Below are 23,232 nucleotides of genomic sequence, written 5' to 3'. Positions count from 1 at the left end.
GAGGCAAGAGATCATGACACAGATTATCGACCAGCATCGCCGCCAGTTCCTCGGCGTCGCCGCCGGGACCGTTGCTATCGGCCTCGGTGTGATCGACCTTGCACGCGCCGAAACCGAGACGCCGCCATCGTCCGCAACCGGCGCATCTTTCGGCACGATCAAGCAGATCAATTCCGGCGTCCTCAATGTCGGCTACGCCGAAGCCGGTCCCGCGACCGGCCCGGTGGCGATCCTGCTCCACGGCTGGCCTTACGACATTCACAGCTTCGTCGATGTCGCGCCGATCCTGGCGCAGGCCGGCTATCGCGTCATCATCCCCTATTTGCGCGGCTATGGCTCGACGCATTTTCTCTCCGCCCAGACGCTGCGCAACGGCGAGCCGGCCGCGCTCGCCGTCGACATCATCGCATTGATGGATGCGCTCGACATCAAGAAGGCGGTCGTTGCCGGCTTCGACTGGGGCGCGCGCACCGCCGATATCATTGCGGCGCTGTGGCCGGAGCGCTGTCGCGCGCTGGTCTCGGTCAGCGGTTATCTGATCTCGAGCCAGGCTGCCGGCAACGCGCCGCTGCCGCCTGCGGCCGAGCTGCAATGGTGGTATCAGTTCTATTTCGCGACCGAGCGCGGCCGCGCCGGCTACGAGAAGCACACGCATGATTTCGCAAAGCTGATCTGGAAGCTGGCCTCGCCGCAGTGGAAATTCGACGACGCCATCTTCGATCGCAGTGCGAAGGCCTTCGAGAACAAGGATCACGTCGCGATCACGATCCACAATTACCGCTGGCGGCTCGGCCTCGCCAAGGGCGAGGCGAAGTACGAGGAGATCGAAAAGAAGCTTGCGGCAACTCCTGTTATCAACGTGCCGACGATCACGATGGAGGGCGACGCCAACGGCGCGCCGCACCCCGATCCCAGCGCTTACGCCAAGAGATTCTCCGGCCGCTACGATTATCGCCTGATCACCGGCGGCATCGGTCACAATTTGCCGCAGGAAGCACCGCAAGCCTTTGCCAAGGCCGTCATCGATGCCGACGGTGGTGCCTGAGCGCTCATTCGACACCAATCCCAGCTTGAGCTCGAGACGTCGCGCGGGCTCAGCGGATCGACCGACTGCTGACCCCGGATTTTACTCCGCGGCCACCATCTGCTGCGTCCGCCATTGCCCGAGCAAGGCACGCAGCGAGGCCGGCTTCACCGGCTTGTTCAGCACGGCGATCTTCTCGTCGCGTGCGGCCATCTGCACGGCAGGGCTGCGATCGGCGGTGATCAGGATCGCGGGGATGGTGTCGCCGAACCGGCGGCGGATGTCGCGGATCGCGGCGACGCCATTGCCGCGGTCGAGGTGATAGTCGACGAGCAGGCCGGTGACGCGCCGGCCGGCCGCTTCGATCGCGGCGATCGCGCCTTCGGGATCGGCGACCGCGATCACCTCCGCGCCCCAAGCCTTCAACAGAGTCCGCATGCCGTCGAGGATCGCGGCGTCGTTCTCGATGCAGACGATCAGCGCGCCTGCGATTGGCGTGCGCGCCAGCGGCGTTGCGCTGGTCACCGCCGCGGTGAGCGTCACGGCCTTCGCCGTCGGCACCGTCACGGAGAACAAGGAGCCGCCGCTCGTATTGGCATCGATGGCGATGCCGTGGTTGAGCACGCGCGCCAGCCGCTCGACGATCGAGAGACCCAGCCCCAGCCCGCGCGCGATCCGCGCGCCTTGCTCGAGACGGTGGAATTCCTTGAAGATCTCGCCGCGCTTGACCGTGGGGATGCCGACGCCGGTGTCGTAGACGCAGATCTTGAGCGAGGGGCCGTGGCGGCGGCAACCGACCAGCACGCGCCCTCGCGGAGTGTACTTGATCGCGTTCGAGATCAAATTCTGCAGCAGTCGCCGCAGCAGTAGCCGATCCGACTCGACCGGCAGCGAGCAGGGCACGAAGCTGAGATCGAGGCCCTTGGCGCGGGCGATCGGTGCGAACTCGATCTCCAGCGAGCGCATCAGATCGGCCATCTTGAAGCTCGAGATCGAGGTCGTCATCGCGCCGGCATCGAGCCTGGAGATATCGAGCAGCGCGCCGAGGATTTCCTCGATGGCTTGCAGCGATTCGTCGATGTTCTCGACCAGCCGCGTCTCCTCGCCACTGTGCTGGCGCTCGACCAGGCTCGTGACATAGAGCCGCGCTGCGTTCAGCGGCTGGAGAATGTCGTGACTGGCGGCCGCGAGGAAGCGCGTCTTGGAGATGCTGGCGTCCTCCGCGCTGCTCTTGGCGAGCGCGAGCTCGGAGTTCAACCGCGTCAGCTCCTCGGTGCGGTCGCGCACGCGCTTCTCCAGCGTCGCGTTGGCGCGCTCCAGCGCTTCCGCCGCCTCGAAGGTCGGCGTGACGTCGGTGAAGGTGATGACGAAGCCGCCGCCGGGCATGCGGTTGGTGAGCACCTCGATCACCATGTGGCGTTCCGGCAGGCGTTCGAGATAGGGCTCGCTGTCGGTGGTGTAGGCCACGAGCCGCTGCTCGATCATCGCCTCGCGGTCAGCCTCATTGGCGGGGTCGCTGACGCCCATGAACTCCAGGATCTCGCGGAGCGGCGTGCCGAACTGAATGAAATGCGGGGGCACGTTGAGCAGATCGCCGAACTGCCGGTTGGAGCAGATCAGCTGCAAGTCGGCGTCGAACACCGCAATGCCCTGGCGCACATGGTTGAGCGCGGTCTGCAGGATCTCGCGGTTGAAATGCAGTGCCGCATGGGAATCGTCGAGCAGCTTCAGCGCGGCTTTCGCGGAGACCGTGCGCTTGCGCAGCAGCAGCGACATCACGAGGCGTGAGGATGCAGCTCCGATCGAGGAAGCGATCAGGTGCTCGGCGTGTTGCAGCAGCTCGAAATCGGCTGGTGCTCCGGATTCCAGCCGCATGTTGCGCCGTGCCGAGAACGCCTCGAATGATTGCCGGGCGCGATCGGGCCCGAGATATTGCGCGACCGTGGTCTGGATGTCCTGCACCGTGATGGTGGTGCGCCAGCGGCGGAAATTCGGGGCGATGGGCGCGAGCGTGTTGGGCACGAACAGGTCGGCCTGCACGAGCTCGATGGACGAGGGTTGCCGCGCCAGCGACAGCAGCACGTAAGTGAGGATGTTGAGCGAGAGCGACCAGACCACGCCATGCATTAGCGGCGGCAGGTCGGCGCCGAACAGCGCCTGCGGCCGCAGCGCCTCGATGCCGAACGGGCCGTGCTGGAGCAGCATAATGCCCGCGGTCGAGGAATCCATGAAGCTCGGTATGAATAGCGTGTAGAGCCATAGGGCGAAGCCGACCATCATGCCGCCGATGGCGCCGCGCGCGGTGGCGCGCCGCCACAACAGGCCGCCGAAGAAGGCGGGCGCGAGTTGTGCGATGGCGGCAAAGGACAGCAGGCCGATCGCCGCGAGCTGGGTGTTGCCGAGCGCGCGATAGTAGAAGTAGGCCATCACCATGATGGCGAAGATCGCAAGCCGCCGTGAGCGCAGCAGGAAGTCGCCGAAATCGGTGGCGCCGGCACGGCCGTCGGGCCGTCTCTTGAGCACCAGCGGCACCACGAGATCGTTGGAGACCATGATGGACAGCGCAACGCACTCGACGATCACCATCGCGGTTGCCGCCGACAGGCCGCCGACGAAGACGGCGACGCTGAGCAGTCCCGCGCCGCCCTCCATCGGCAATGCCAGCACGTACATATCAGGGTCGACGGCGCCGAACGGGAAGGTGACGAGGCCGGCGAGCGCGACCGGGATCACGAACACATTGATGGCGACGAGATAGAGCGGGAACAGCCAGCGGGCGCGGCTGACCTCGGCATCCGAGGAGTTCTCCACCACGCTGACATGGAACTGGCGCGGCAGCAGCATGATCGCGCACAGCGACAGCAATGTCATCGTGAGAAAGTTGCCGATCGACGGCGAATAGTCGATGGCGCGCACCGCCTCCGGCGTCTTCATCGCGCGCTCGATCAATTCGTGCGGCGAGAACATCCAGAAAGTGACGAAGATGCCGGCGGCGAGGAAGGCGACCAGCTTGATGATGGATTCGGTCGCGACCGCCAGCATCAGGCCGTGCTGATGCTCGGTGGCGTCGGTCTGCCGGGTGCCGAACAGCACCGCGAAGGCTGCCATCGCCAGCGTCACCATCAGCGCCATGTCGCCGAGGATCGGGATGTGGGAGAACGCTTGGTCCTCGCTCAGGATGACTTCGAGCGAGGAGGCGACCGCCTTGAGCTGGAGGGCGATGTAGGGCACCGAGCCGATGATCGCGATCAGCGCCACGGTGGCCGCCACCGCCTGGCTCTTGCCGTAGCGCGCGCCGATGAAGTCGGCGATCGAGGTGATGTTGTGGGCCTTCGCAAGCTGGATCACACGGCGGAGCACGCCGGCGCCGAGACCGATCATCAGGATCGGGCCGACATAGATCGCGAGGAAGTCGGTCGAGGTGCGGGTGGCAAAGCCGACCGAGCCGAAGAAGGTCCAGGACGTGCAGTAGATCGCCAGCGACAGCGGGTAGATCAGCCCGGACGCGCGGCCGCGGCCGGCCGGCGAGCGGCGGTCGCCATGGCTCGCCACCAGGAACAGGAAGCCGATGTAGCCGAAGGCGGCAGCGATCACGCCCCAGTCGTGCAGCATGGCGAGCGTGCTTCTCCCATGGCGCGGTAGCGCCCGATCTCATTTTCCCTGCAAATCTAGCGCGTTGGGCAGCCAGAGGCGACAGCGAAATGCCGGGTGGCGGCGGGAACTGAGGTTGTCGTTAAGTCGCGGGGTGAGCTGCTTGCGCTCCCTCGCCCCGCTTGCGGGGAGAGGGTGGGGTGAGGGGGGCTCTCCGCGGGGACGGTCAGAGTTGGACTCGCGGAGACTCCCCCTCACCCGGATCGCATCTGGCGATGCGATCCGGCCTCTCCCCGCAAGCGGGGAGAGGCAAAGGGGAGCGAGCCTACTCCGCCGCCAGCGACTTCTCGCGCAGCGGCAGATCCAGGCGGTCCCACACCTGCAACAGCGCTTCGGCGAGCTGATCGATCAGACCGTCGTCATGATAGGGCGAGGGCGTGATGCGCAGGCGCTCGGTGCCCTTGGCGACGGTCGGATAGTTGATCGGCTGGATGTAGATGCCGTGATCCTCGAGCAGCATATCCGAGGCCCGCTTGCACTTCTCGGCATCGCCGATGAACAGCGGCACGATATGGGTGTCGTTCGACATCACCGGCAGGCCGGCGGCATTGAGGATCGCCTTGGCGCGGGCGGCGCGATCCTGGTGGCGCTCGCGCTCCCAGCTCGAAGTCTTCAGATGCTTGATCGCGGCGGTCGCGGCCGAGCAGATCGCCGGCGGCAGCGCGGTGGTGAAGATGAAGCCCGGGGCATAGGAGCGCACCGCATCGATGATCTGGCCGTTGGCCGCGATATAGCCGCCGAGGCAGCCGAACGCCTTGGCCAGCGTGCCTTCGAGGATGTCGATGCGATGCATGACGCCGTCACGCTCGGCAATGCCGCCGCCGCGCGGGCCGTACATGCCGACGGCGTGAACCTCGTCGACATAGGTCATCGCGCCGTACTTCTCGGCGAGGTCGCAGATCTTTGCGAGCGGGGCGACGTCGCCGTCCATCGAATAGAGGCTCTCGCAGGCGATCAGCTTCGGCTGGTTCGGACCGGCAGCCTTCAGGAGCGCTTCAAGGTCGGCGAGATCGTTGTGGCGGAACACTTGCCGCTCGCAGCCGGACTGCCGGATGCCCTCGATCATCGAATTGTGGTTGAGCTCGTCCGACAGGATCAGGCAGTTCGGAATGAGCTTTGCGATGGTGGCGATGCCGGTCTGGTTCGAGACGTAGCCCGAGGTGAACAGCAGCGACGCTTCCTTGCCATGAAGGTCGGCGAGCTCGGTCTCGAGCTGCACCAGCGGATGATGCGTCCCGGCGATGTTGCGGGTGCCGCCTGCACCGGTGCCGACGCGGGTTGCGGTCTCGACCATGGCGCCGACCACCTTCGGGTGCTGGCCCATGCCGAGGTAATCGTTGGAGCACCAGATCACGACGTCGCGCTTGCCCTTCGGCGAGTGCCAGACCGCATGCGGGAACCGGCCGGCGATGCGCTCCAGATCGGCGAACACGCGGTAGCGCCGCTCGGTGTGGAGGCGATCGAGAGCGGAACTGAAGAACTGGGCGTAATCCATCGGTGCAACCTGAGACGGAACTGACCAAAAGGGCGCATCTACTTAGAGCTTTTCCAACTCTAGTGTCTATGCGCTATCCCACATTTGGGCGTGACGGGCATTTGGGCAAAATGCCCTATCGTGCGATTTGAAGCTTGATCCCGATCAAGTCCGCGCGACCTTTGATGCTGCTCTGCAGCATCCGTCTGCTCCCTCGCCCCGCTTGCGGGGAGAGGGTTGGGGTGAGGGGGAGCCTCCACGGGGACGGTGAGAATTGGACTCGCGGAGAGTCCCCCTCACCCGCCGCGCATTCGCGCGTCGGCCTCTCCCCGCAAGCGGGGCGAGGCTGTGACGCCGCTCACGTCGTCCTGAACTGGAGCACGCCGTCCCTGGTCTCGGCGGTCAGCCGGCCCTCGACAATCATGTAGTTGACGTGGGCGACGAGCTCGCCGGCGGCAAAGCCCATCTGGTGCTCGTCCAGCACGTGCTTGTTGAACACCACAGGCACCAGGGCGCGCGAGGTCTGCGGCACCTCGCGGCAGGCTTCCGCGATCAGGCGGCAGCGCTCCTCGTGGTGGTCGGCGAGCTGCTTGATGCGGGTCTTCAGTCCGTAGAACGGCACGCCGTGGCCGGGCAGCACCAGCAGATCATAGGGCAGGGTGGTGGTGAGGCTCGCAAGCGACGCCAGATATTCGCCGAGCGAATTCTGGTCGGGCTCGACCGCCCACACGCTGACGTTCGGGGAGATCTTGCTCAGCACCTGGTCGGCGGAGAGGAACAGCTTGTCGTCGGCGCAATACAGCATCACCTGGTCGAGCGCATGCCCGCCGCCGGTGATCACCTTGAAGCGGCGCGAGCCGATCACGACCTCGTCGCCATGCGAGATGCGGCGGTAGGAAGGCGGCAGCACCGAAACGCGCTTGAGATAGTCCTGGCCGCGGCCGAGCAGCTTTTCGGTGAGCGACTCGTCCATGCCGTGGCGGCGGAAGAACAGCCGCTGCGCTTCGCGCCGCTCTTCGGTGCCGCGGTTCTGGTGATAGACCGATTGCAGATATTCGACCTGCGACATCACCAGCGGACAGTTGAACCGCTCGACGATCCACCCGGCAAGGCCGACATGATCAGGGTGCGAGTGGGTGACGATGAGGCGGGTGATGTGGACGCCCTTCAGCGGCCCTTCGAACAGTCTTGTCCAGGCCTCGATCGTCTCCTCGTTGCCGAAGCCGGCATCGACCATCGCATAGCCGTCGCCATCGGCGAGCAGATAGATGTTCACATGGTTGAGGCGGAACGGCAGCTTCAGCCGTGCCCACAACACGCCGGGCCTGACTTCCACGACCTCTTCGGGGCCGGGATGCTGTTCCCAGGGATAGCGTAGGGCCTCGGCGGAGGACGGCACGGTGTCGGTTTTTGCGTTCATGCTATCCGCTTAAACCCAGCGCGGGCGGGGCGCCAGCCGAAAAAGAACCCGCGGCCCGTCCGCATGGCGGTCATTCCGCGCAGTTTTCCGTAGCCCGGATTACGGGCTCGATCCGGGCTAAGGGACGGCGTCCTTACGCCGCCCGCATGTTGTTGAGGAACGCGTCGATCTCTCCGCGCAGCATATCGGCTTCGCGGCGGAGGGCGTCCGATGCATTCAGCACCTCGGTCGCCGCGGCGCCGGCCTCGGCTGAAGCCGTGGAGACACCGACGATGTTGCTGGAGACCTCGCTGGTGCCGCCGGCCGCATGCTGGATGTTGCGGGCGATCTCGCGGGTCGCAGCGCCCTGTTCCTCGACCGCAGCCGCGATCGTCGTGGTGACGTTGTCGATCTCGCCGATGATCCGGCCGATGCCCTGGATGGCGCCGACGGCGGAGGTCGTGACCTGCTGCATGCTGGCGATCTGGGTGCGGATCTCCTCCGTCGCCTTCGCGGTCTGGCTGGCGAGGCTCTTCACTTCGGAGGCAACCACTGCAAAGCCGCGGCCTGCCTCGCCCGCGCGCGCCGCCTCGATGGTGGCGTTGAGCGCGAGCAGATTGGTCTGCGACGCAATCGTCTGGATCAGGTCGACCACGACGCTGATGCGGCTTGCGCTATCGGCAAGGCTCTGCACCGTGGCGTCGGTGGCGCCGGCCTCGTCAACCGCCTTCTTGGCGATCGCGGCCGAGGTGACGACCTGCTTGCTGATCTCCTCGATCGAGGACGACAGCTGCTCGGTGCCTGACGATACGGTCTGCACGTTGACCGAGGTCTCCTCCGCCGCGGAGGCGACTGCGTTCACCAGCGCGTTGGACTGATCCGCGGTGTTGGACATGCTCTGCGCAGTCGACTGCATCGAATTGGCCGATTGCGCGAGATTGTCGAGCGCGGTGCGCACCGCGCCCTCGAACTCCGCGATCTTTGCCTCCATATGCGCGGCACGCTCGGCCTTGACGACACGATCCTTGTCCTGCTCGCTCGCAAGCGCCCGGGCTTCGATCATGCTGTCGCGGAACACCGTCAGCGTTTCCTTCATCGCGCCGATCTCGTCGTTCTGACGGGAGCGGACGATCTCGGTGTCGAGGTCGCCGGCCGAGAGCAGCTGCATGGCGCGCTGAAGCTCACGGATGCGGCGCAGGATGTTGCGGCCGACATAGAGCCAGACGAACAGCGCCGAGCCGATCAGGGTGAGCCCGCCCAGGGCCAGCATTGCGGTGGTGGCGAGCGAGATCTCCTGGCGCGCCTGGAAGGTCGACGCATTGGTCTCCTTCTGCACGCCGTCGACGAGCTGCTGCACGCTGATGCCGAGACCGACATTGAGCTTGCGGGTCTCGTCCAGGATGGTCTGGCCGTAGTCGATGGCGTCGAGCTCCTTCTGGCGAATCTTGAACACGCCGGTCTTGCCCTCGCCGAACGTCTGCAATTTCTGCATTGCGACCTTCACCGCAGTGGTTGCGGGAGTGTCGGGCAGGTCCTCCAGGTTCCACTTGACGCGGTCGCGGACCGCCTTGAATTCGTGTTCGATCGTCTCCAGCGTATCGCTGGAGTTGGCGGACAAGGCGGCCATCATGTCAGCGGCCATCAGATTTCCGTTGGCAAGCACCGTGCTGATCTGACCGACGGAGCGGACGGCCTCCATGGCGTCGTCTGCCGACACGTTTGTCGATGCCAGGATTGCGCTCAGCCGTGTCTGGGTATCCAGCATTGCGGGGTTGGCTGCGCCGACGAAGGCGAGCTGCGCCTTGCGCAGCGCCTCATATTGCTTGTTATGCAGCGCAATCGTGTCGAGACGCTCCTTCGCCGCCGACACCAGGCTCTTGGTGGCTTCATCGATGCTCTTGACGGTTTCGCCGAGCGCGCTCGCGACCTGCTTGTCGGCGCCGAGCTCGATGATCTCGCCGAGCTTGGCCATCGCGAGGTGCTGGATGTCCTTCACGTTCTTGGTGCGCTCGTTCAGCGCATCATCACTTGGAGATGCGAGCAGGCCCGGTCCTTGCGCTGCCAGCGTCGCGCTCTGCGAGGAGAGCTGCAGGCTCGCGGACAGGCGCGGGATGTCGCGACCGCTCAGATCCATCATGGTGGTGCCGAGATGGTTGAACACGAAGCCGGCGCCGGCGGCGATCACGAGGCCCATGCCCGCGATCACGGCAAAGGCCGCAAACAGGCTGCCGCGCAGGCCCCATTTCGGCATTTTGAAACGCGGCTTCAATCGGCCCAAGCTCAGACGGATCGCCATCGAAAATTCCCCCACGCCCGTAATCTCTTATTTTCGCTGCGCAGTATCCTCGGCGCGGGTTAAAAAATCGCAAGTTGCACAATTGCTTGGCACGCTTGGCAAGTTCCGCAGAGCGAAAAAGGAAGGGCCGGCAGCGATGCCGGCCCTGGCTAGCGAAGGGATTTTTTGAAGGCGCGATCAGTAGCGCGCGACCATCGGGCTCGCCCAGTTGAAGCGGTAGTTGAGGCCGGCCTTGAAGGTGTGGTCGTCGGTAGTGAAGTTGCCGGTGCCGACCAGCGGACCCGCGGTGAAGTGCGCGTCGCCGAAATTGTAATACTGGTACTCGGCCTTGGCCGACCAGTTCGGCGCGAACATGTACTCGAGGCCGGCGCCGACGGTGTAGCCGTTGCGGTGATCGCCGGCGATGATGAAGCCGGTCGGCACGCCGCCGATCGTCACCTTCTCGTTGTTGTCCGAATAGGCGTAGCCGCCCTTCACGTAGAGCAGGCCCGGGCCCCAGGTGTAGCCGACGCGGCCGGTGATCGAGCCGAGGCCGCGCTGGTCGTTGGTGTAGGCCACGCCGCCCGGGAACACCGCGCCGACATTGCCGGAGAGCCAGGAATACTGAGCTTCAGCACCGATCACCCAGCTCGGGTTGAACTGCCAGTCTGCACCAGCCTGCAGACCACCGAGGAAACGGCCGTTGCCGTTGTTGCCGGTGGAGAGGCCGTTGAAATTGTTGTCGCTGGAGAACGCGCCGCCGAGATGCGCGCCGATATAGAAGCCGGTCCAGTTGTAGATCGGCGCGGCATAGGCCGGCGCAGCCTTGCTGTAATAGGGGCGGGCGCCGAGATCGGCACCGATCGCCGGCGCAGCCGCGCCCACCACGAGCAGCGCCACGGTCGCAAACAGAATCTTCTTCATAGTCCAAACTCCAGCACTTATGTCCCCGGCAGGCGCGCTTTCCGCGCCGTCGTTGGTTTTGCAGATAGCTGGCTTTTGACGAAAATGCTGTCACATGCATGGCACATCGGCGCCCAACCTAACTTATTGGGCGCTAAATGATTTTCGTGATTAATGCCGGCTTAAGAAGTGGTGAAGGAAGGCTTAATCCGAGCGCCGTCCGGTAACCTGCACGCGCGTCTTGTTAACCAAGACGCCGCAGCACCTCGTCGCGCATCTGCGCGCGGAAGGCCGCGCGCTTCGCTGGTCGGTCCTCCACGCGCACGTCGTGGCGATCGAAGATGTCGAACTTCTCCAGGATCGGATAGCGCTCGCTTGCCATCGCGAGCACGCGCAGCACCTTGGTCGCGGCCAGCGTCGGCCCGCTCACCTCCCAACGCCGGATCGTGTCGGCACCGCCCTTCTCCGGCAAGGCACACAGTTTCGCCATGTCGACCGCGGTGAGCTCGCGCTCTATGGCGTCGGAAAGGTCGGCGCGGAGTTGCTTCAATTCGGGGCCGGTCATGCTGCTCGCATTCGGGAGACTGCTGAAGCCAATGCACTAATGCTGATTCGGGTCCATCCGAAGGCAGCCATGGTCGTTCGGCGTGCCGGCCCAGGCGGCGCTGATTGTGCGGCATCATGGCGCTACGGCACGTTTCCGCGCACACGGAGTTATGAACGGGGGCCTATGGGAATTCTTTGATGAATGAACATATGGCGCAGCAGGCGCGGAGCGAATGAAGGGATCAGTCATGACAACGACCAGGCTCGTCATAGCCGCACTCATCACGACCGGACTGCTTGCCGCGCCGTTCGCGGCTGAAGCGAAGAAGCACAGGTCGAGCCGACATTATGCCACGGGCGTGATGGCACCGACCAATAGCGGCCCCGGAGCGACTGCGGCGCAGCCGAGGACCTATTATGGGACATCCGGCCAGTCTGTCGGGACGGTGACGGCACCCTCGATCGGAACATATAACTGGCCGTCGGTCGGCGTCACCAACGCAGCCCCGACCTGGAGCAACACCAATCCGCCGATGCGATAGGGCCTGACTGCCGCGCGCGTCAGCCTTCCGCGCCGCGCGTTGCCTGATCAAGCCCAGCAACGGGAGTATCATTTGAGAGCGGCGCTAGGTGCCTCTGCCGCCCTGTTGACCCATCACGCAGCGCCATCCCGCCAGCCGCTCGGCCGGATGCTGGTTCATCCATTCGGCAAGCTGCGGTGCGCCCATCATGCAGGACCGCATCGAGATCTCGGCGAGGTCAGACGTGGTGACAATCTGCTCGTGGCAATTTCCCGGAGTCGAGAGACTGCAGAGCACTGCGATGATCTTGATCACGAGAGGCTACTCACGCCGTCGCGGCCGATCGCCGCCTTGTCCTGCCGCTCGCTTACCGGATCAGCCGACGGGAAGATGCTGTCATAGATCGCGCGTGCTTCCTGGATGAGGCGAACGCGTTCGCGCTCGGATTTTGAAACGAACTGAATAACCTGGCCCATGTCGGCTCCAAATCTATCGGCAAATCCACCATGAGATGATGGAGATCATTCCAATTCGATGTAGGAGGCCGTCTCCAGCTTTGAAGCTGCGCGGGCGGTCACGAGGAATAAAAAGCGCGTGACTGCGCCGGCGCTGCGGATTCGGTTCGATTCGGTCCAATTGTCCGGAGCCGAACCGAATACCGTCCGAGTCACGCTGCCGGCGCGCGCTCCTTCTGCCCCGGCACCGCCGCGAGCAGCTCGCGCGTATAGGGATGCTCGGGCGCGGCGAAGAGCTGCGCGGTCGGCTTCAGCTCGACGATGACGCCACGCTGCATCACCGCTATGCGGTCGCAGATCTGGGCGGCGACGCGCAGATCGTGGGTGATGAACAGCATCGAGAGCCCAAGGCGCGCCTTGAGGTCTTCGAGCAGCCTCAGCACCTGCGCCTGCACCGAGACGTCGAGTGCGGAGACGGCTTCGTCGGCGACGATGATCTCGGGTTCGAGCGCGAGCGCGCGCGCAATGCCGATGCGCTGGCGCTGGCCGCCGGAGAATTCATGCGGATAGCGCTCGAGCGCCCCGGCGTCCAGGCCGACCATCTTGAGGAGATCGCGAGCGCGGTCGAATGCGGCCTTCGAATCAGCGCCGGCCGCGATCGGGCCGTCGGCGACGATGTGGCCGATCTTGCGGCGCGGGTTGAGCGAAGCGAACGGATCCTGAAAGATCATCTGGATGCGATGGCGTTCGGCGCGCAGCGCCTTGCCTGAGAGTTGCGTGAGATCGGTGTCGCCGATCCGCACCGTGCCGCGATCGGCCTCGATCAACCGCATCACCAGCCGCGCCACCGACGATTTGCCGGAGCCGGATTCGCCAACGAGGCCGAGCGTCTCGCCCTTGAGGATGTTGAAGTTCACCGCGCGTGCGGCATCGACGCGACGGTCTTCGCGAAACCAACCGCCCGAGGTGACGTAGGTCTTGTCGAGCCCGATCACTTCGACGGCTCGGGCCAGATCGTCGAGGGGCGCGCGCGCCGGCGGGTGCATCGACGGCACGGCGGCGAGCAGTGCCTTGGTGTAATCGTGCTTTGGCTCGTTGAAGACGGTCGCAGCGGGGCCTTCCTCCACGACCTTGCCATGCCGGAGCACCACGACCTGGTCGGCGATATCGGCGACGACACCAAAGTCATGAGTGATGAACATCACCGCCATGTTGCGGCTGCGCTGGAGATTGCGGATCAGTTTCAGGATCTGTGCCTGCGTCGTGACATCGAGCGCGGTGGTCGGCTCGTCGGCGACCAGCACGGCCGGCTCGAGCGCGAGCGCCATCGCGATCATGGCGCGCTGGCGCTGGCCGCCGGAGAGCTGGTGCGGATAGGCGCGCACGATGCGCTCGGGGTCGGGCAGGCCGACCTCGCGCGCCAGCGACAGCGCCTTCGCGCGTCGCTCTCTCGGCGTGAGCAGGCCGTGGGCCTCGAACATCTCCGCCATCTGATCGCCGATCCGCATCAAAGGATTGAGCGCGGTCATCGGCTCCTGAAAGATCATCGCGAGACGACGGCCGCGCAGGTCGCGCCACCTGTCATCGTCGAGCTTGAGCAGGTCGCGGCCTTCGAACTGGATCTCGCCGGAGGTGACGTTCACCGTATCCGGCAGCAGCCCCATCAGCGCATGCGCGCACATCGACTTGCCGGAGCCGGATTCGCCAACCACGCAGACGATCTTGCCGGGCCGCAAATCGAGCGAGACGCCGTCGACGGCGAAGGGACGCTCGGCGCCCTTGGGCAGCGCGATCCGCAGGTTCTTGATCGAGACGGCGGGAGGAGCGGTCATCATCAGCGTCCTTCCCGCGACAGGCGCGGATTGAGCGCGTCGTTGAGGCCTTCGCCAATCAGGTTGAGCCCGAGCACCGAGATCAGGATCGCGACGCCGGGAAACACCGTGATCCACCAGGCCTGGCGGATCACGGTGCGGCCGGCGCCGACCATGTAGCCCCAGGAGATCAGATTGGGGTCGCCCAGCCCAAGGAAGGACAGCGAGGATTCCAGCAGGATTGCGGTCGCCACCATCAGCGAGGCCAGCACGATCACCGGCGACAGCGCGTTGGGCAGAATCTCGCGCAGGATGATCCAGGTGTTGCTCTGTCCGGTGACCACGGCGGCCTGGACATATTCGCGCGTGCGCAGCGACAGCACCTCGCCGCGGACAAGGCGCGCGACAGGCGGCCAGCTCACCACTGCGATCGAGGCCACGATCGAGTAGATCGACGGCTGCAGGATTGCCACCAGCACGATCGCGAGCGCGAAGCTCGGAATGGTCTGGAAGAACTCGGTGAAGCGCATCAGCGCGTCGTCGACCTTGCCGCCGAAATAGCCGGCCATGGCGCCGATCGGCACGCCGACGACCAGTGCGACCAGCGTCGAGACGAGGCCGACCAGCAGCGAGACGCGTGCGCCAAAGATCATGCCGGCGAATACGTCGCGGCCAAGTGCGTCGGTGCCCAGCGGTACGGTCGAGAGCATGAACGGCGGCAGGAACGGCCGTTGCACCATGCGCCAGGGCGAATTCGGGAACAGCAACGGCCCGAACACCGCAACCGAGATCGCAAGCAGCAGGATGACGAGCCCGATGACGCCGCTCGGGCTCTTCAGCATCGATTTCCAGAACTGTTTCATGCGGCGAATTCGATACGTGGGTCGACCAGGCGATAGACCAGGTCGGTGATGAGGTTGAAGATCAGCACCATGACCGAGCAGGTCACGAACACGCCGAGCAGCAGATTGTAGTCACGCTGCAGCAGCGCGTCGTACATCAGACGCCCGATGCCGGGCCAGGCGAACACGGTCTCCGTGATGACGGCGCCACCGATCAGCGTGCCGGCATGGACGCCGGCGAGCGTGACGACGGGGAGCAGCGCGTTGCGCAGCACGTGACGGCGCTGGATCACGGCGTCGGGAAGGCCCTTGGCGCGCGCGGTCTTGACGAAGTCGAGCCGCTTCACCTCCAGCATCGAGGCGCGCGTCATGCGGGTATAGGTCGCCATGAAGAACAGGCCGAGCGTCATCGCCGGCATGATCAGGTGCTTTGCGACATCGATGAGATGGGCGAGGCCGGTGAGGTTGGCGCCGACCGTCTCGTAACCGAAGCTCGGCAGCCAGTCGACCGCGACCGAGAACAGCAGGATTCCCATCAGCGCGACCCAGAAGATCGGCATGGCGTAGAAGATCAGCGCAAAGATGGTGATGGCGGTGTCGAGGAAGGTTCCGGCGAAGCGGGCGGCGAAAGTGCCGAACAGGACCCCGAGCGCGAGCGAGATCGCGAACGCGGTCAGCGTCAACAACAGCGTTGCCGGCAGCCGCTCCAGGATCAACTTCGACACCGGCGCCTGCTGGCGGAAGGAGAAGCCGAGGTCGAGGGTTGCGATGCCCTTGACGTAGATGAAGAGCTGCTCGGGCAGCGGCTTGTCGAGGCCGAATTTTTCCCGCAGCTGCTGGACGAAGACCTGGTCGCTGGCGCCGGCCTCGCCGGCCATCACGACCGCGGGGTCGCCGGGCGCAAGCCGGATCAGGAAGAAATTGAGGACGACGATCGCGAGCAGGACGATCACGCCCTTCACGACACGCTGAGCGACGAAAGAGAGCATCTAGGGAGTCATATCTTGTAACGTGACCTGGAGCCGCGGTGACGGTGGGCTCCCTCGCCCCGCGTGCGGGGAGAGGGTTGGGGTGAGGGGGACTCTCCGCGAGGGTATCAGCAGTTGGACTCGTGGAGACTCCCCCTCACCCGAATGTGCGCTATGCGCACATTCGACCTCTCCCCGCACGCGGGGAGAGGTGAAGAAGAGGGCAGGGCTCACTTGTCGAGCCATGCGTCCTTGAAGCCGTCATTGACCCCGATCCCGGTGGTGATCAGGTTCTTGACCTTGCAGCGCATGATGGTCGGGAATTGCAGCTCGAGCATCCAGGCCACCGGCACGTCCTCGACCAGGATCTTCTGCGCCTTCTCGTAGATCTCCTTGCGCTTGGAGTCAGGCGTTGCGACCGCGCCATCGGCGAACAGCTTGTCGATCTCGGGGTTGGAATAACCCTCGACGTTGTTGAACACCTGGCCCTTGGCGATGGCGCTGGAGACGTAGTTGCGGCCGACGCCGAGTGCGGGATCGCCGTACTGGTAGAGATAGGTGAAGGCGATATCGTAATCCCAGTCGCCGATCTTCTGGTTGCCGCCGGCAACGTCGGTGGCGATCGTCTCGATGTTCATGCCGACGTCCATGAGGTTCTGCTTCACGGCTTCACCCCAGCGCTGCCAGGTCTCGCCATAGGCGAGCGGCAGAATGCGGATCTTCTCGCCCTTGTAGCCGGCTTCCTTCAACAGCGCCTTGGCCTTGGCCGGATCGTACGGATATTTCGGCACGTCATCGGTGTAGTACTTGATGGTCGAGGCCGAGGGACCGGTTGCGACCTTGCCGAGCCCGTTCCAGATCACGTCCTTGGCGAAATCGCGGTCGATCGCATACATGATCGCCTGCCGCACCCGCTTGTCGGCGAGCGGCCCCTGGCGGTTGTTCAGCCACAGCCAGGCCAGCGGCGAGAAGAACTCCCAGCCCGCGCCGGTGACGCAAGTGTCCTTCAGCTTGGACAGCCGCGGCACGTCGAAATTCTCGACCGAGCCTCCGGGCAGCACGTCGACCTTGCCGGTCTCATAGGCCACCGAGCGCGCGGCGGCGTCGGGGATGATCTGCCAGTAGATCTCGTCGAGATAGGGCTTGCCCTTCTCGTAGTAATTCGGGTTCTTGACCAGCCGGATGAACGAGCCCTTCTGCCATTCCTTGAACATGAAGGGGCCGGTGCCGACCGGCGCGTTGTTGTAGGGATTGGTCTTCCAGTCGGTGCCGTCATAGAGATGCTTCGGCACCATCGGCATCGAGCCGACCTCGAAGATGCCGAGGAACGGGCCGAACGGCTGCTTCAGCGTGAAGACGACAGTGTAATCGTCGGGCGCCTCGACCTTGTCGACCTGCGCGAGGTTGTTGCGGGCACGCGCATGGGTCTGCTTCAGCATCTCGACCGAGAACAGCACATCGGCCGCGGTGAAAGGCTTGCCGTCATGCCAGGTGACGCCCTTCCTGAGCTTGAAGGTGTAGGTCTTGGCGTCCTCGCTGACGCTCCAGCTCTCGGCGAGCTCCGGAACCGGCTCGAGCTTGGGGCTGTAGCGCAGCAGGCCCTCGAAGATGTTGCCCGATACCATCTGGACCGGGCCGTTCTGGACCATCGCAAGCATCAGGCCGGGCGGCTCGGGCTGGATCACCGCATTGATCGTGCCCCCCATTTTCGGCTCTTGCGCCAGCGCCGAGGCCGTGAGGCCGCAAGCCAGGAGGAGACCAAGCAACACTCGTTTCGACATGTCGTATCTTTCTCAAGCGAGACCAGCCGTAAACGCTTCGCGACATCCTCGCGCGCGAAGCGACGGCCGGCCCATCCCAGTCCCCATCCAGCATCGAGGCTCACATAGTCTCATTCGGCGCCGCAAGATGAAAGTCTCGACAGTGTTCGCACAAAAAATGTACAGCGCGTCCTGTTTTCACTTGATTCATGTTCTTGTCACGGAGACAAGTCGGCCATGGACAATGCCACACGCTCCGAACGATCCCGCAACGCTGCGCTCGAAGCGGCGATCAGGATCATTGCGCGCGACGGGCCCGGCCGGCTGACGCTCGATGCCATCGCGCGCGAGAGTGGTCTCAGCAAGGGCGGCGTGATGCACCAGTTCCGCACCAAGGAAGCTGTACTCAAGGCGCTGCTGGAGCGGCAGATGGAGCATTTCGAGGAATTCTCGACCGGCTATATGGCGAAGGTGAGCGCAACCTCGGCAAATCCCAATTTGGCGACCCAGCTCGCCACCGTGCGGGAAGCGGCCACGTCGCCGAATTCCGCCGCGCTGGCGCTCGTTGCGGCCATGGTCGAGAACCCCGGCCTGATGATGTTGCCGCGTGAGCGGGAGATGAAGAGAGTGGCGGCCATCAAGGCGGAGTCCGCCGATCCCGATCTCGCGCTGTTGCGCTGGGCTGCGGCCCGTGGACTGCTTTTGAGCTCGCTATTCGGCATGTCGCCGCTCAGCAAGGACGAGCATGATCGCCTGTTTGCGCGTCTGCTCGACGACGGGCAATGGGCCGGCGTCGAGCAGCCGGCCAAGGAACGGCAGACCAAGGAACAGCCGACCAAGGCACGCGCCGCAAAGTCCGGCGCAGCACCGGCGGCAAAGGCCGCAACCCCGCGCAAACGCGCCTGATTCATCATTAACAAATTCCAACCGGCCGCTGCCCAAAGCTGCGCCTGCGGCCAAATGTGCCAGGTGTCATCTTCGCAGTTTACAAACCAACTGGTCGGTTTTATATATAACAACACTGAGGCGGCCCCAGGCTTCTGAATTGGCCCCGGACGATGCCTTGGGTTGGCAATGGTGAGCCCGCAGCCGCGTCTGGCCCCACACGCGGCTGCGGTCGCCTTTGCCTTTCGACGAGCCGCAAAAGGAGTTTCTGCAATGGATCGCTCGATCGCCCTGCGCGGTCTGGGAACGCTGGTGCTTGGCGCGGCCGTCGCCGGCTGCGCCTCGGTTGCGCCCGTGCCCTATTCGGAGATGGCGTCCTCGGCCTACATGGCCCCGGACAAGTCGGATAGCTCCGGCCGCGTGCCCTACCGCTACTCCACACCGGTCGACTGGCACGCTTATCATAAAGTGATGCTCGATCCGGTCGTGGTCTACCGCGGCAAGGACCATCAGTTCGGCGACATCTCCGACAAGGACAAGGCGACACTCGCCGCCTACATGCAGAACTGCTTCGCAGATCGGCTGCGAGGCCGCTTCGCCGTGGTGCGTGAGCGCGGGCCGAACACGCTTCGGATCAGGCTTACGCTCACCGGCGCCGTCACCAACACGCCCGTGCTCGGCACGCTTTCGCGTTTCGACATGGCCGGCGCGGTCTACAACGGCGTGCAGGCCGCGCGTGATGGCGAGGGAATGATGACCGGCTCGGTCATCTATGGCGTCGAGATCTTCGACGCCGCAACCTCGCGCCTGATCAGCGCCTACGTCACCAAGCAATACCCCGGCGCCTACGACATCAAGGCCAGCGTCGGCGCGCTCGCGGCCGCCACCGCCGGCCTTGATAAGGGCGCCGACGCGCTGATGGCACAACTCAACTGACGCTCAAACCCAGCCAACGAAAGGTGCCGCTGATGAACTTTCTCCTTCGCTTCGTGCTGCGCGTCGCCATCACCGTCGTGATGATGGTGCTCGGCGGCCGCGCCGGCGCCGTCACGCCCAATGATCCCAGCGGTACCTGGCTCGTCGAGGACGGTCGCGCGCGTATCAGGCTGGAGCGATGTGGACCGACGCGCGACCGCATCTGCGGCTTCATCGTCTGGATGAAGGAGCCGGCCGACAAGCGCGGGCAGCCTCACCGCGACAAGGAAAATCCCGACCCCGACAAGCGCCCCCGCGCGCTGCTCGGCCACCAGCTGATCATGGGCCTGCAGGCGACGTCCGATGGCCGGTTCGCCGGCGACATCTACAATGCCGAGGACGGCAAGTTCTATTCGGTCTCGCTCTGGCGCGAATCCGCCGACCGCCTCAAGCTCAAGGGCTGCCTGATCAAGTTGTTGTGCCAGACCCAGACCTGGCAGCAGACCCTCGACGTGCAGCCCGGCCAGCTGGTCGGCCTGACCGGCGACCTCAACGGCCCCCGCGCCGACAAGGAGTGGGCCGCCGCGCCCGCACCGAAGCCGATACAGGTCAAGACGGAAGCCAAAACGAAATAGCCGCGCGTCAGTCGCGCCGATCACCTCAACCCCGCGCGCCGAAACCCCTCCAGATAATGTTCGCGATCCGCATCGTTCGCCCACGGCAGTTGCGTCGCGATCCAATGCAGTGAGATGTTGGGCTGGGTGCGGCGCAGCTCTCCCAGCGCCATATCCGCGAGCGCGCCGTCGCCGGTCATGCCGGCGGAAACGGCGAGCACGCGATAGGCGCCGGTGAGATCGCCGCGATGGCGGATCGCCTCGCGCGCGAGCGCGATCGCCTCGTCATACCGCCGCTCGGTGAAGCGCGCATAGCCGGCGATGCCGTAATAGATCGCCAGCGACGGATCGCGCGGCGAGAGCCTGATCGCCTTTTGCGCCGCCTCGAACGAGTCGCTAGGTCGTCCGGCATAGGACAGCGCCAGCGCGTAATAGCCCTGTGCCAGCGAGAAGTTCGGATTGAGCGCGAGCGCCTGCTCGAACTCGGACAGCGCGTCCGCAAGCCGGCTCGTCGAGAAGCAGACGCTGCCGAGCGCGGCATGGGCCCAGGCATTCTCGTGGTCGCAGCGCATCGCGGCGAGCGCGGCGCTCTCCGCGATCGGCGCCGTCGTGGCGAGCTCCGCCCAGCCCAGATGCACGCCGAACATGTGGCTCGCCGCCAGCACCGCCAGCGCCTGGCCGTAATCCGGATCGATCGCGATTGCGCGCTCGAGCAGCTTCTGCGCCGCGGCGTGGTCCTGCGGCGTTATCCGCCAGTAATGCGACAGCGCCTGCATCAGCAGGTCCCAGGCATCCAGGCTCGATGGAGGCTTGCGATGCGTACGAAAATTCTCCGCGGCGTGGATCTGCGGCTCGATCGCCGCGACGATCCGCTCGGTGATCTCATCCTGCACGGCGAAGACGTCGACCAGCTCGCGGTCGTAGCGCTCGGCCCAGAGATGCCCGCCGGTGGTGGCATCGTTGAGCTGCGCGGTGATGCGCACGCGGTTGTCCACCTTGCGCACGCTACCCTCGACGATGTAGCGGACGCCGAGCTCCTCGGCGATCTGCTTGATGTGGACCGCGCGCCCCTTGTAGGTGAAGGACGAGTTGCGGGCGATCACGATGAACCAGCGCTGCTTCGACAGCGCGGTGAGGATGTCCTCGCTGATTCCGTCGCCGAAATATTCCTGGGCGGGATCGCCGCTCATGTTCTCGAAGGCGAGCACCGCGATGCCCGGACGGTCGGCGGCAACGCGCGGGGAACCCGGTGCGACCTCGGCCGGAATAGGCTTTGCTGCCACATCTTCCCGAACTTCGCCGACGAAACGAAAGCCCTTGCGTGGAATCGTCTTGATCAGCCGCTGCGTCGCTCCATCGTCTCCCAGCGCCTTGCGCGCGGCGTTGATCCGGCTGTTCAGCGCGGAATCCGAGACGATGCGATCGCTCCAGATCTGGCTGATCAGGTCATCCTTGCTGACCACCCGCGCGCGTTCCGCGACCAGATAAAGCAAGAGATCGAACACTTGCGGCTGCAACGGAATGGCCGTCCCGCCGCAGGTCAGCTCCCGCAGGTTGCCGTCGAGCACATTGTTTTCAAAGAGAAATCGCACGTTTCTGTCGTCTCAAGCAAAAATTAAAGTCGTCTCAGGCGAAAATCAACCGTCCGCGAAAGTCAGGGCACGTCCGATGCGGCATGGTGCAGCGACCAATGAAGTGCCGATGTTTTGGCACAACGGAGCTGCTTATGACCCAAATTGATCATCAGGTTCATTCCCTGCACCCCGACGTTTCGGGCTCGAGAGTTTTCAAGTTCATCGCCTTTCTTTACGGAATTGCGGCGTATCTCGTGTTTTTCGTTACGATTGTCTACGCGATCGGCTTTGTGATGGGGCTGGTGGTGCCGAAGACCATCGACACCGGCACCGACACGCCGACGGCCGAAGCCGTGATCATCAATCTGCTGCTGATGACGCTGTTCGCCGTTCAACACAGCGTGATGGCGCGCCAGCGCTTCAAGGCGTGGTGGACCCGATTCGTCCCCAAGCCGGTCGAGCGCTCGACCTACGTGCTGTTCGCGAGCCTGTCATTGCTCCTCCTGTTCTGGCAGTGGCGACCGTTGCCGTCGGTCATATGGGACGTCGCCGATCCGGATCTTGCCGTGACGCTGGTCACGCTGTCGTTCGCAGGCTGGGTGCTGGTGTTCATCTCGACCTTCATCATCAATCATTTCGAATTGTTCGGATTGCATCAGGTGACCAACCATCTCGTCGGCAAGGAGGCCGCACCGCCGCGGTTCAAGACGCCGCTGCTCTACAAATTCGTCCGTCACCCGATCTATCTCGGCTTCATCATCGCCTTCTGGGCGGCACCGACCATGACCGCAGGCCATCTGCTGTTCGCGGCCGTGACCACGGCCTACATCTTCGTCGGCATCGCGCTGGAGGAGCACGATCTCGTCGATCTCTTTGGCGACGAATACCGGCAGTACAAACAACGGGTGTCGATGCTTATTCCCTGGCGCCGGTCAGTCTAGCCGCCGCGTGTTCCGTCGCGCGTCCGCCGATCGGAGGACGCGCGACAGGACTTCATTTGCTATCCAAGGATCTGAATCCCAATTTCCACCTCAGGAGACAACCAAGATGAAACATGTCGGACACTGCTTCTGCGGCGCGGTCACGGTCGAGGTCACGGGCGAACCAGCGGCGATGGGCTATTGTCACTGCCGTTCCTGCCGCTCGTGGTCGGGCGGACCGGTAAACGCTTTCAGCCTGTGGAAGCCGGAGGCCGTGCGCATCACCGAAGGCGCGCAGAACGTCGAGACCTTCGTCAAGACGCCGCTCAGCCAGCGCAAATATTGCGGGAAGTGCGGCGGTCATCTCATGACCAACCACCCGCCGCTCGATTTGATCGACGTCTTCACCGCCACCATCCCGACGCTCGCCTTCACGCCCGGCGTCCACGTCAACTATTCCGAGACGGTGCTGCCGATGCGCGACGGCCTGCCCAAGCTGAAGGATTTTCCCGCCGAGTTCGGCGGCAGCGGCGAGATGGTGCAGGAGTAGCGGGCCTTCTTCCCTTCTCCCCTTGTGGGAGAAGGTGGCGCGAAGCGCCGGATGAGGGGTTTTCTCCAATCGCGAGACTGCTCGTGAGGACAGAGACCCCTCACCCGGCTTCGATGCTACGCATCGAAGCCACCCTCTCCCACAA

20 protein-coding genes are annotated in these 23,232 nt (G+C 64.5%); 7 read left to right on the top strand and 13 right to left on the bottom strand.

Features of this window, described 5'->3' with window-relative positions; genetic code table 11:
* Positions 1 to 13 precede the first annotated feature (13 nt).
* Positions 14 to 1,045, top strand: coding sequence for an alpha/beta fold hydrolase (locus FXB38_RS29180; protein WP_148754383.1), 1,032 nt, complete (start codon positions 14 to 16; stop codon positions 1,043 to 1,045).
* A gap of 81 nt (positions 1,046 to 1,126) precedes the next feature.
* On the opposite strand, the gene FXB38_RS29175 is transcribed toward FXB38_RS29180, so the two are convergent.
* The 6 genes from FXB38_RS29175 to FXB38_RS29150 all read right to left on the bottom strand — a co-directional run bounded on the left by FXB38_RS29175 (position 1,127) and on the right by FXB38_RS29150 (position 11,291).
* A complete protein-coding gene (locus tag FXB38_RS29175; protein WP_148754382.1) occupies positions 1,127 to 4,636 on the bottom strand; it encodes a PAS domain-containing hybrid sensor histidine kinase/response regulator in 3,510 nt (1,169 codons plus the stop codon).
* A 304-nt stretch (positions 4,637 to 4,940) separates the two neighbouring features.
* Positions 4,941 to 6,170, bottom strand: coding sequence for a 5-aminolevulinate synthase (hemA, locus tag FXB38_RS29170; RefSeq protein WP_148754381.1), 1,230 nt, complete (start codon positions 6,168 to 6,170; stop codon positions 4,941 to 4,943).
* Positions 6,171 to 6,507: 337 nt separating this feature from the next.
* Entirely contained in the window at positions 6,508 to 7,569 is a 1,062-nt protein-coding gene (locus tag FXB38_RS29165; RefSeq protein ID WP_148754380.1) for an MBL fold metallo-hydrolase, read from the bottom strand.
* A 133-nt stretch (positions 7,570 to 7,702) separates the two neighbouring features.
* Positions 7,703 to 9,844, bottom strand: coding sequence for a methyl-accepting chemotaxis protein (locus tag FXB38_RS29160; protein ID WP_148754379.1), 2,142 nt, complete (start codon positions 9,842 to 9,844; stop codon positions 7,703 to 7,705).
* A gap of 177 nt (positions 9,845 to 10,021) precedes the next feature.
* Positions 10,022 to 10,747: an outer membrane protein gene (locus FXB38_RS29155; RefSeq protein WP_148754378.1), complete on the bottom strand. Its 726-nt coding sequence runs from the start codon at positions 10,745 to 10,747 to the stop codon at positions 10,022 to 10,024.
* Positions 10,748 to 10,970: 223 nt separating this feature from the next.
* Positions 10,971 to 11,291: a hypothetical protein gene (locus FXB38_RS29150; RefSeq protein ID WP_148754377.1), complete on the bottom strand. Its 321-nt coding sequence runs from the start codon at positions 11,289 to 11,291 to the stop codon at positions 10,971 to 10,973.
* Between the two features lie 229 nt (positions 11,292 to 11,520).
* Between FXB38_RS29150 and FXB38_RS29145 the strand changes: the two genes are divergently transcribed.
* Positions 11,521 to 11,814 carry a hypothetical protein gene (locus tag FXB38_RS29145; RefSeq protein WP_187435218.1) on the top strand — a complete coding sequence of 98 codons (294 nt, stop codon included), beginning with the start codon at positions 11,521 to 11,523 and terminating at the stop codon, positions 11,812 to 11,814.
* An 84-nt stretch (positions 11,815 to 11,898) separates the two neighbouring features.
* Here FXB38_RS29145 and FXB38_RS29140 read toward each other — a convergent pair whose 3' ends face one another.
* The 6 genes from FXB38_RS29140 to FXB38_RS29120 all read right to left on the bottom strand — a co-directional run bounded on the left by FXB38_RS29140 (position 11,899) and on the right by FXB38_RS29120 (position 17,650).
* Entirely contained in the window at positions 11,899 to 12,108 is a 210-nt protein-coding gene (locus tag FXB38_RS29140) for a hypothetical protein (RefSeq protein WP_148754375.1), read from the bottom strand.
* Positions 12,105 to 12,269, bottom strand: a complete 165-nt coding sequence (locus FXB38_RS43085; RefSeq protein ID WP_187435217.1) for a hypothetical protein — start codon at positions 12,267 to 12,269, stop codon at positions 12,105 to 12,107. The genes FXB38_RS29140 and FXB38_RS43085 overlap by 4 nt, the downstream gene beginning before the upstream one ends.
* A gap of 191 nt (positions 12,270 to 12,460) precedes the next feature.
* Entirely contained in the window at positions 12,461 to 14,080 is a 1,620-nt protein-coding gene (locus FXB38_RS29135) for an ABC transporter ATP-binding protein (protein WP_187435230.1), read from the bottom strand.
* Positions 14,081 to 14,082: 2 nt separating this feature from the next.
* A complete protein-coding gene (locus tag FXB38_RS29130) occupies positions 14,083 to 14,922 on the bottom strand; it encodes an ABC transporter permease (RefSeq protein WP_148754373.1) in 840 nt (279 codons plus the stop codon).
* Positions 14,919 to 15,890, bottom strand: a complete 972-nt coding sequence (locus tag FXB38_RS29125) for an ABC transporter permease (RefSeq protein WP_148754372.1) — start codon at positions 15,888 to 15,890, stop codon at positions 14,919 to 14,921. Before FXB38_RS29125 ends, FXB38_RS29130 begins: the two co-directional genes overlap by 4 nt.
* Before the next feature lie 209 nt (positions 15,891 to 16,099).
* Positions 16,100 to 17,650, bottom strand: a complete 1,551-nt coding sequence (locus tag FXB38_RS29120; RefSeq protein WP_148754371.1) for an ABC transporter substrate-binding protein — start codon at positions 17,648 to 17,650, stop codon at positions 16,100 to 16,102.
* 216 nt (positions 17,651 to 17,866) lie between these two features.
* Here FXB38_RS29120 and FXB38_RS29115 point away from each other — a divergent pair, with 216 nt between their 5' ends.
* From FXB38_RS29115 to FXB38_RS29105, 3 genes are all read left to right on the top strand, one after another.
* Positions 17,867 to 18,535 carry a TetR/AcrR family transcriptional regulator gene (locus FXB38_RS29115; RefSeq protein ID WP_148754370.1) on the top strand — a complete coding sequence of 223 codons (669 nt, stop codon included), beginning with the start codon at positions 17,867 to 17,869 and terminating at the stop codon, positions 18,533 to 18,535.
* Between the two features lie 252 nt (positions 18,536 to 18,787).
* The gene (locus FXB38_RS29110; RefSeq protein ID WP_148754369.1) at positions 18,788 to 19,450 is read left to right on the top strand and encodes a DUF3313 domain-containing protein; all 663 of its coding nucleotides are present in this window, start codon (positions 18,788 to 18,790) and stop codon (positions 19,448 to 19,450) included.
* A 32-nt stretch (positions 19,451 to 19,482) separates the two neighbouring features.
* Positions 19,483 to 20,064 (top strand): DUF2147 domain-containing protein, encoded by a 582-nt coding sequence (locus FXB38_RS29105; RefSeq protein ID WP_148754368.1) that lies wholly within the window; start codon positions 19,483 to 19,485, stop codon positions 20,062 to 20,064.
* 20 nt (positions 20,065 to 20,084) lie between these two features.
* Here the strand turns inward: FXB38_RS29105 and FXB38_RS29100 are convergent, their stop codons facing one another.
* On the bottom strand, positions 20,085 to 21,635 hold the full coding sequence (locus FXB38_RS29100) for a winged helix-turn-helix domain-containing tetratricopeptide repeat protein (protein ID WP_148754367.1): 1,551 nt from the start codon (positions 21,633 to 21,635) through the stop codon (positions 20,085 to 20,087).
* Between the two features lie 134 nt (positions 21,636 to 21,769).
* Here FXB38_RS29100 and mddA point away from each other — a divergent pair, with 134 nt between their 5' ends.
* Together mddA and FXB38_RS29090 are read left to right on the top strand one after the other, a co-directional pair.
* On the top strand, positions 21,770 to 22,558 hold the full coding sequence (mddA, locus tag FXB38_RS29095) for a methanethiol S-methyltransferase (RefSeq protein ID WP_148754366.1): 789 nt from the start codon (positions 21,770 to 21,772) through the stop codon (positions 22,556 to 22,558).
* Positions 22,559 to 22,664: 106 nt separating this feature from the next.
* Entirely contained in the window at positions 22,665 to 23,087 is a 423-nt protein-coding gene (locus FXB38_RS29090; protein WP_148754365.1) for a GFA family protein, read from the top strand.
* Positions 23,088 to 23,232 lie beyond the last annotated feature (145 nt).

Origin of the sequence: Bradyrhizobium cytisi (genome assembly GCF_008123515.1) — a bacterium.
Classification (GTDB): Bacteria; Pseudomonadota; Alphaproteobacteria; order Rhizobiales; family Xanthobacteraceae; genus Bradyrhizobium; species Bradyrhizobium cytisi.
Note: the sequence above shows the minus strand (reverse complement) of the source record. Positions and strands in the feature narration are given on the sequence as shown.

Bases quoted from the DNA above. Each gene is read 5' to 3' on its own strand.
- FXB38_RS29180 (WP_148754383.1), top strand. From the start codon at position 14: ATGACACAGATTATCGACCAGCATCGCCGCCAGTTCCTCGGCGTCGCC.
- FXB38_RS29175 (WP_148754382.1), bottom strand. From the start codon at position 4,636: ATGCTGCACGACTGGGGCGTGATCGCTGCCGCCTTCGGCTACATCGGC.
- hemA (WP_148754381.1), bottom strand. From the start codon at position 6,170: ATGGATTACGCCCAGTTCTTCAGTTCCGCTCTCGATCGCCTCCACACC.
- FXB38_RS29165 (WP_148754380.1), bottom strand. From the start codon at position 7,569: ATGAACGCAAAAACCGACACCGTGCCGTCCTCCGCCGAGGCCCTACGC.
- FXB38_RS29160 (WP_148754379.1), bottom strand. From the start codon at position 9,844: ATGGCGATCCGTCTGAGCTTGGGCCGATTGAAGCCGCGTTTCAAAATG.
- FXB38_RS29155 (WP_148754378.1), bottom strand. From the start codon at position 10,747: ATGAAGAAGATTCTGTTTGCGACCGTGGCGCTGCTCGTGGTGGGCGCG.
- FXB38_RS29150 (WP_148754377.1), bottom strand. From the start codon at position 11,291: ATGACCGGCCCCGAATTGAAGCAACTCCGCGCCGACCTTTCCGACGCC.
- FXB38_RS29145 (WP_187435218.1), top strand. From the start codon at position 11,521: ATGACAACGACCAGGCTCGTCATAGCCGCACTCATCACGACCGGACTG.
- FXB38_RS43085 (WP_187435217.1), bottom strand. From the start codon at position 12,269: ATGGGCCAGGTTATTCAGTTCGTTTCAAAATCCGAGCGCGAACGCGTT.
- FXB38_RS29135 (WP_187435230.1), bottom strand. From the start codon at position 14,080: ATGACCGCTCCTCCCGCCGTCTCGATCAAGAACCTGCGGATCGCGCTG.
- FXB38_RS29130 (WP_148754373.1), bottom strand. From the start codon at position 14,922: ATGAAACAGTTCTGGAAATCGATGCTGAAGAGCCCGAGCGGCGTCATC.
- FXB38_RS29125 (WP_148754372.1), bottom strand. From the start codon at position 15,890: ATGCTCTCTTTCGTCGCTCAGCGTGTCGTGAAGGGCGTGATCGTCCTG.
- FXB38_RS29120 (WP_148754371.1), bottom strand. From the start codon at position 17,650: ATGTCGAAACGAGTGTTGCTTGGTCTCCTCCTGGCTTGCGGCCTCACG.
- FXB38_RS29115 (WP_148754370.1), top strand. From the start codon at position 17,867: ATGGACAATGCCACACGCTCCGAACGATCCCGCAACGCTGCGCTCGAA.
- FXB38_RS29110 (WP_148754369.1), top strand. From the start codon at position 18,788: ATGGATCGCTCGATCGCCCTGCGCGGTCTGGGAACGCTGGTGCTTGGC.
- FXB38_RS29105 (WP_148754368.1), top strand. From the start codon at position 19,483: ATGAACTTTCTCCTTCGCTTCGTGCTGCGCGTCGCCATCACCGTCGTG.
- mddA (WP_148754366.1), top strand. From the start codon at position 21,770: ATGACCCAAATTGATCATCAGGTTCATTCCCTGCACCCCGACGTTTCG.
- FXB38_RS29090 (WP_148754365.1), top strand. From the start codon at position 22,665: ATGAAACATGTCGGACACTGCTTCTGCGGCGCGGTCACGGTCGAGGTC.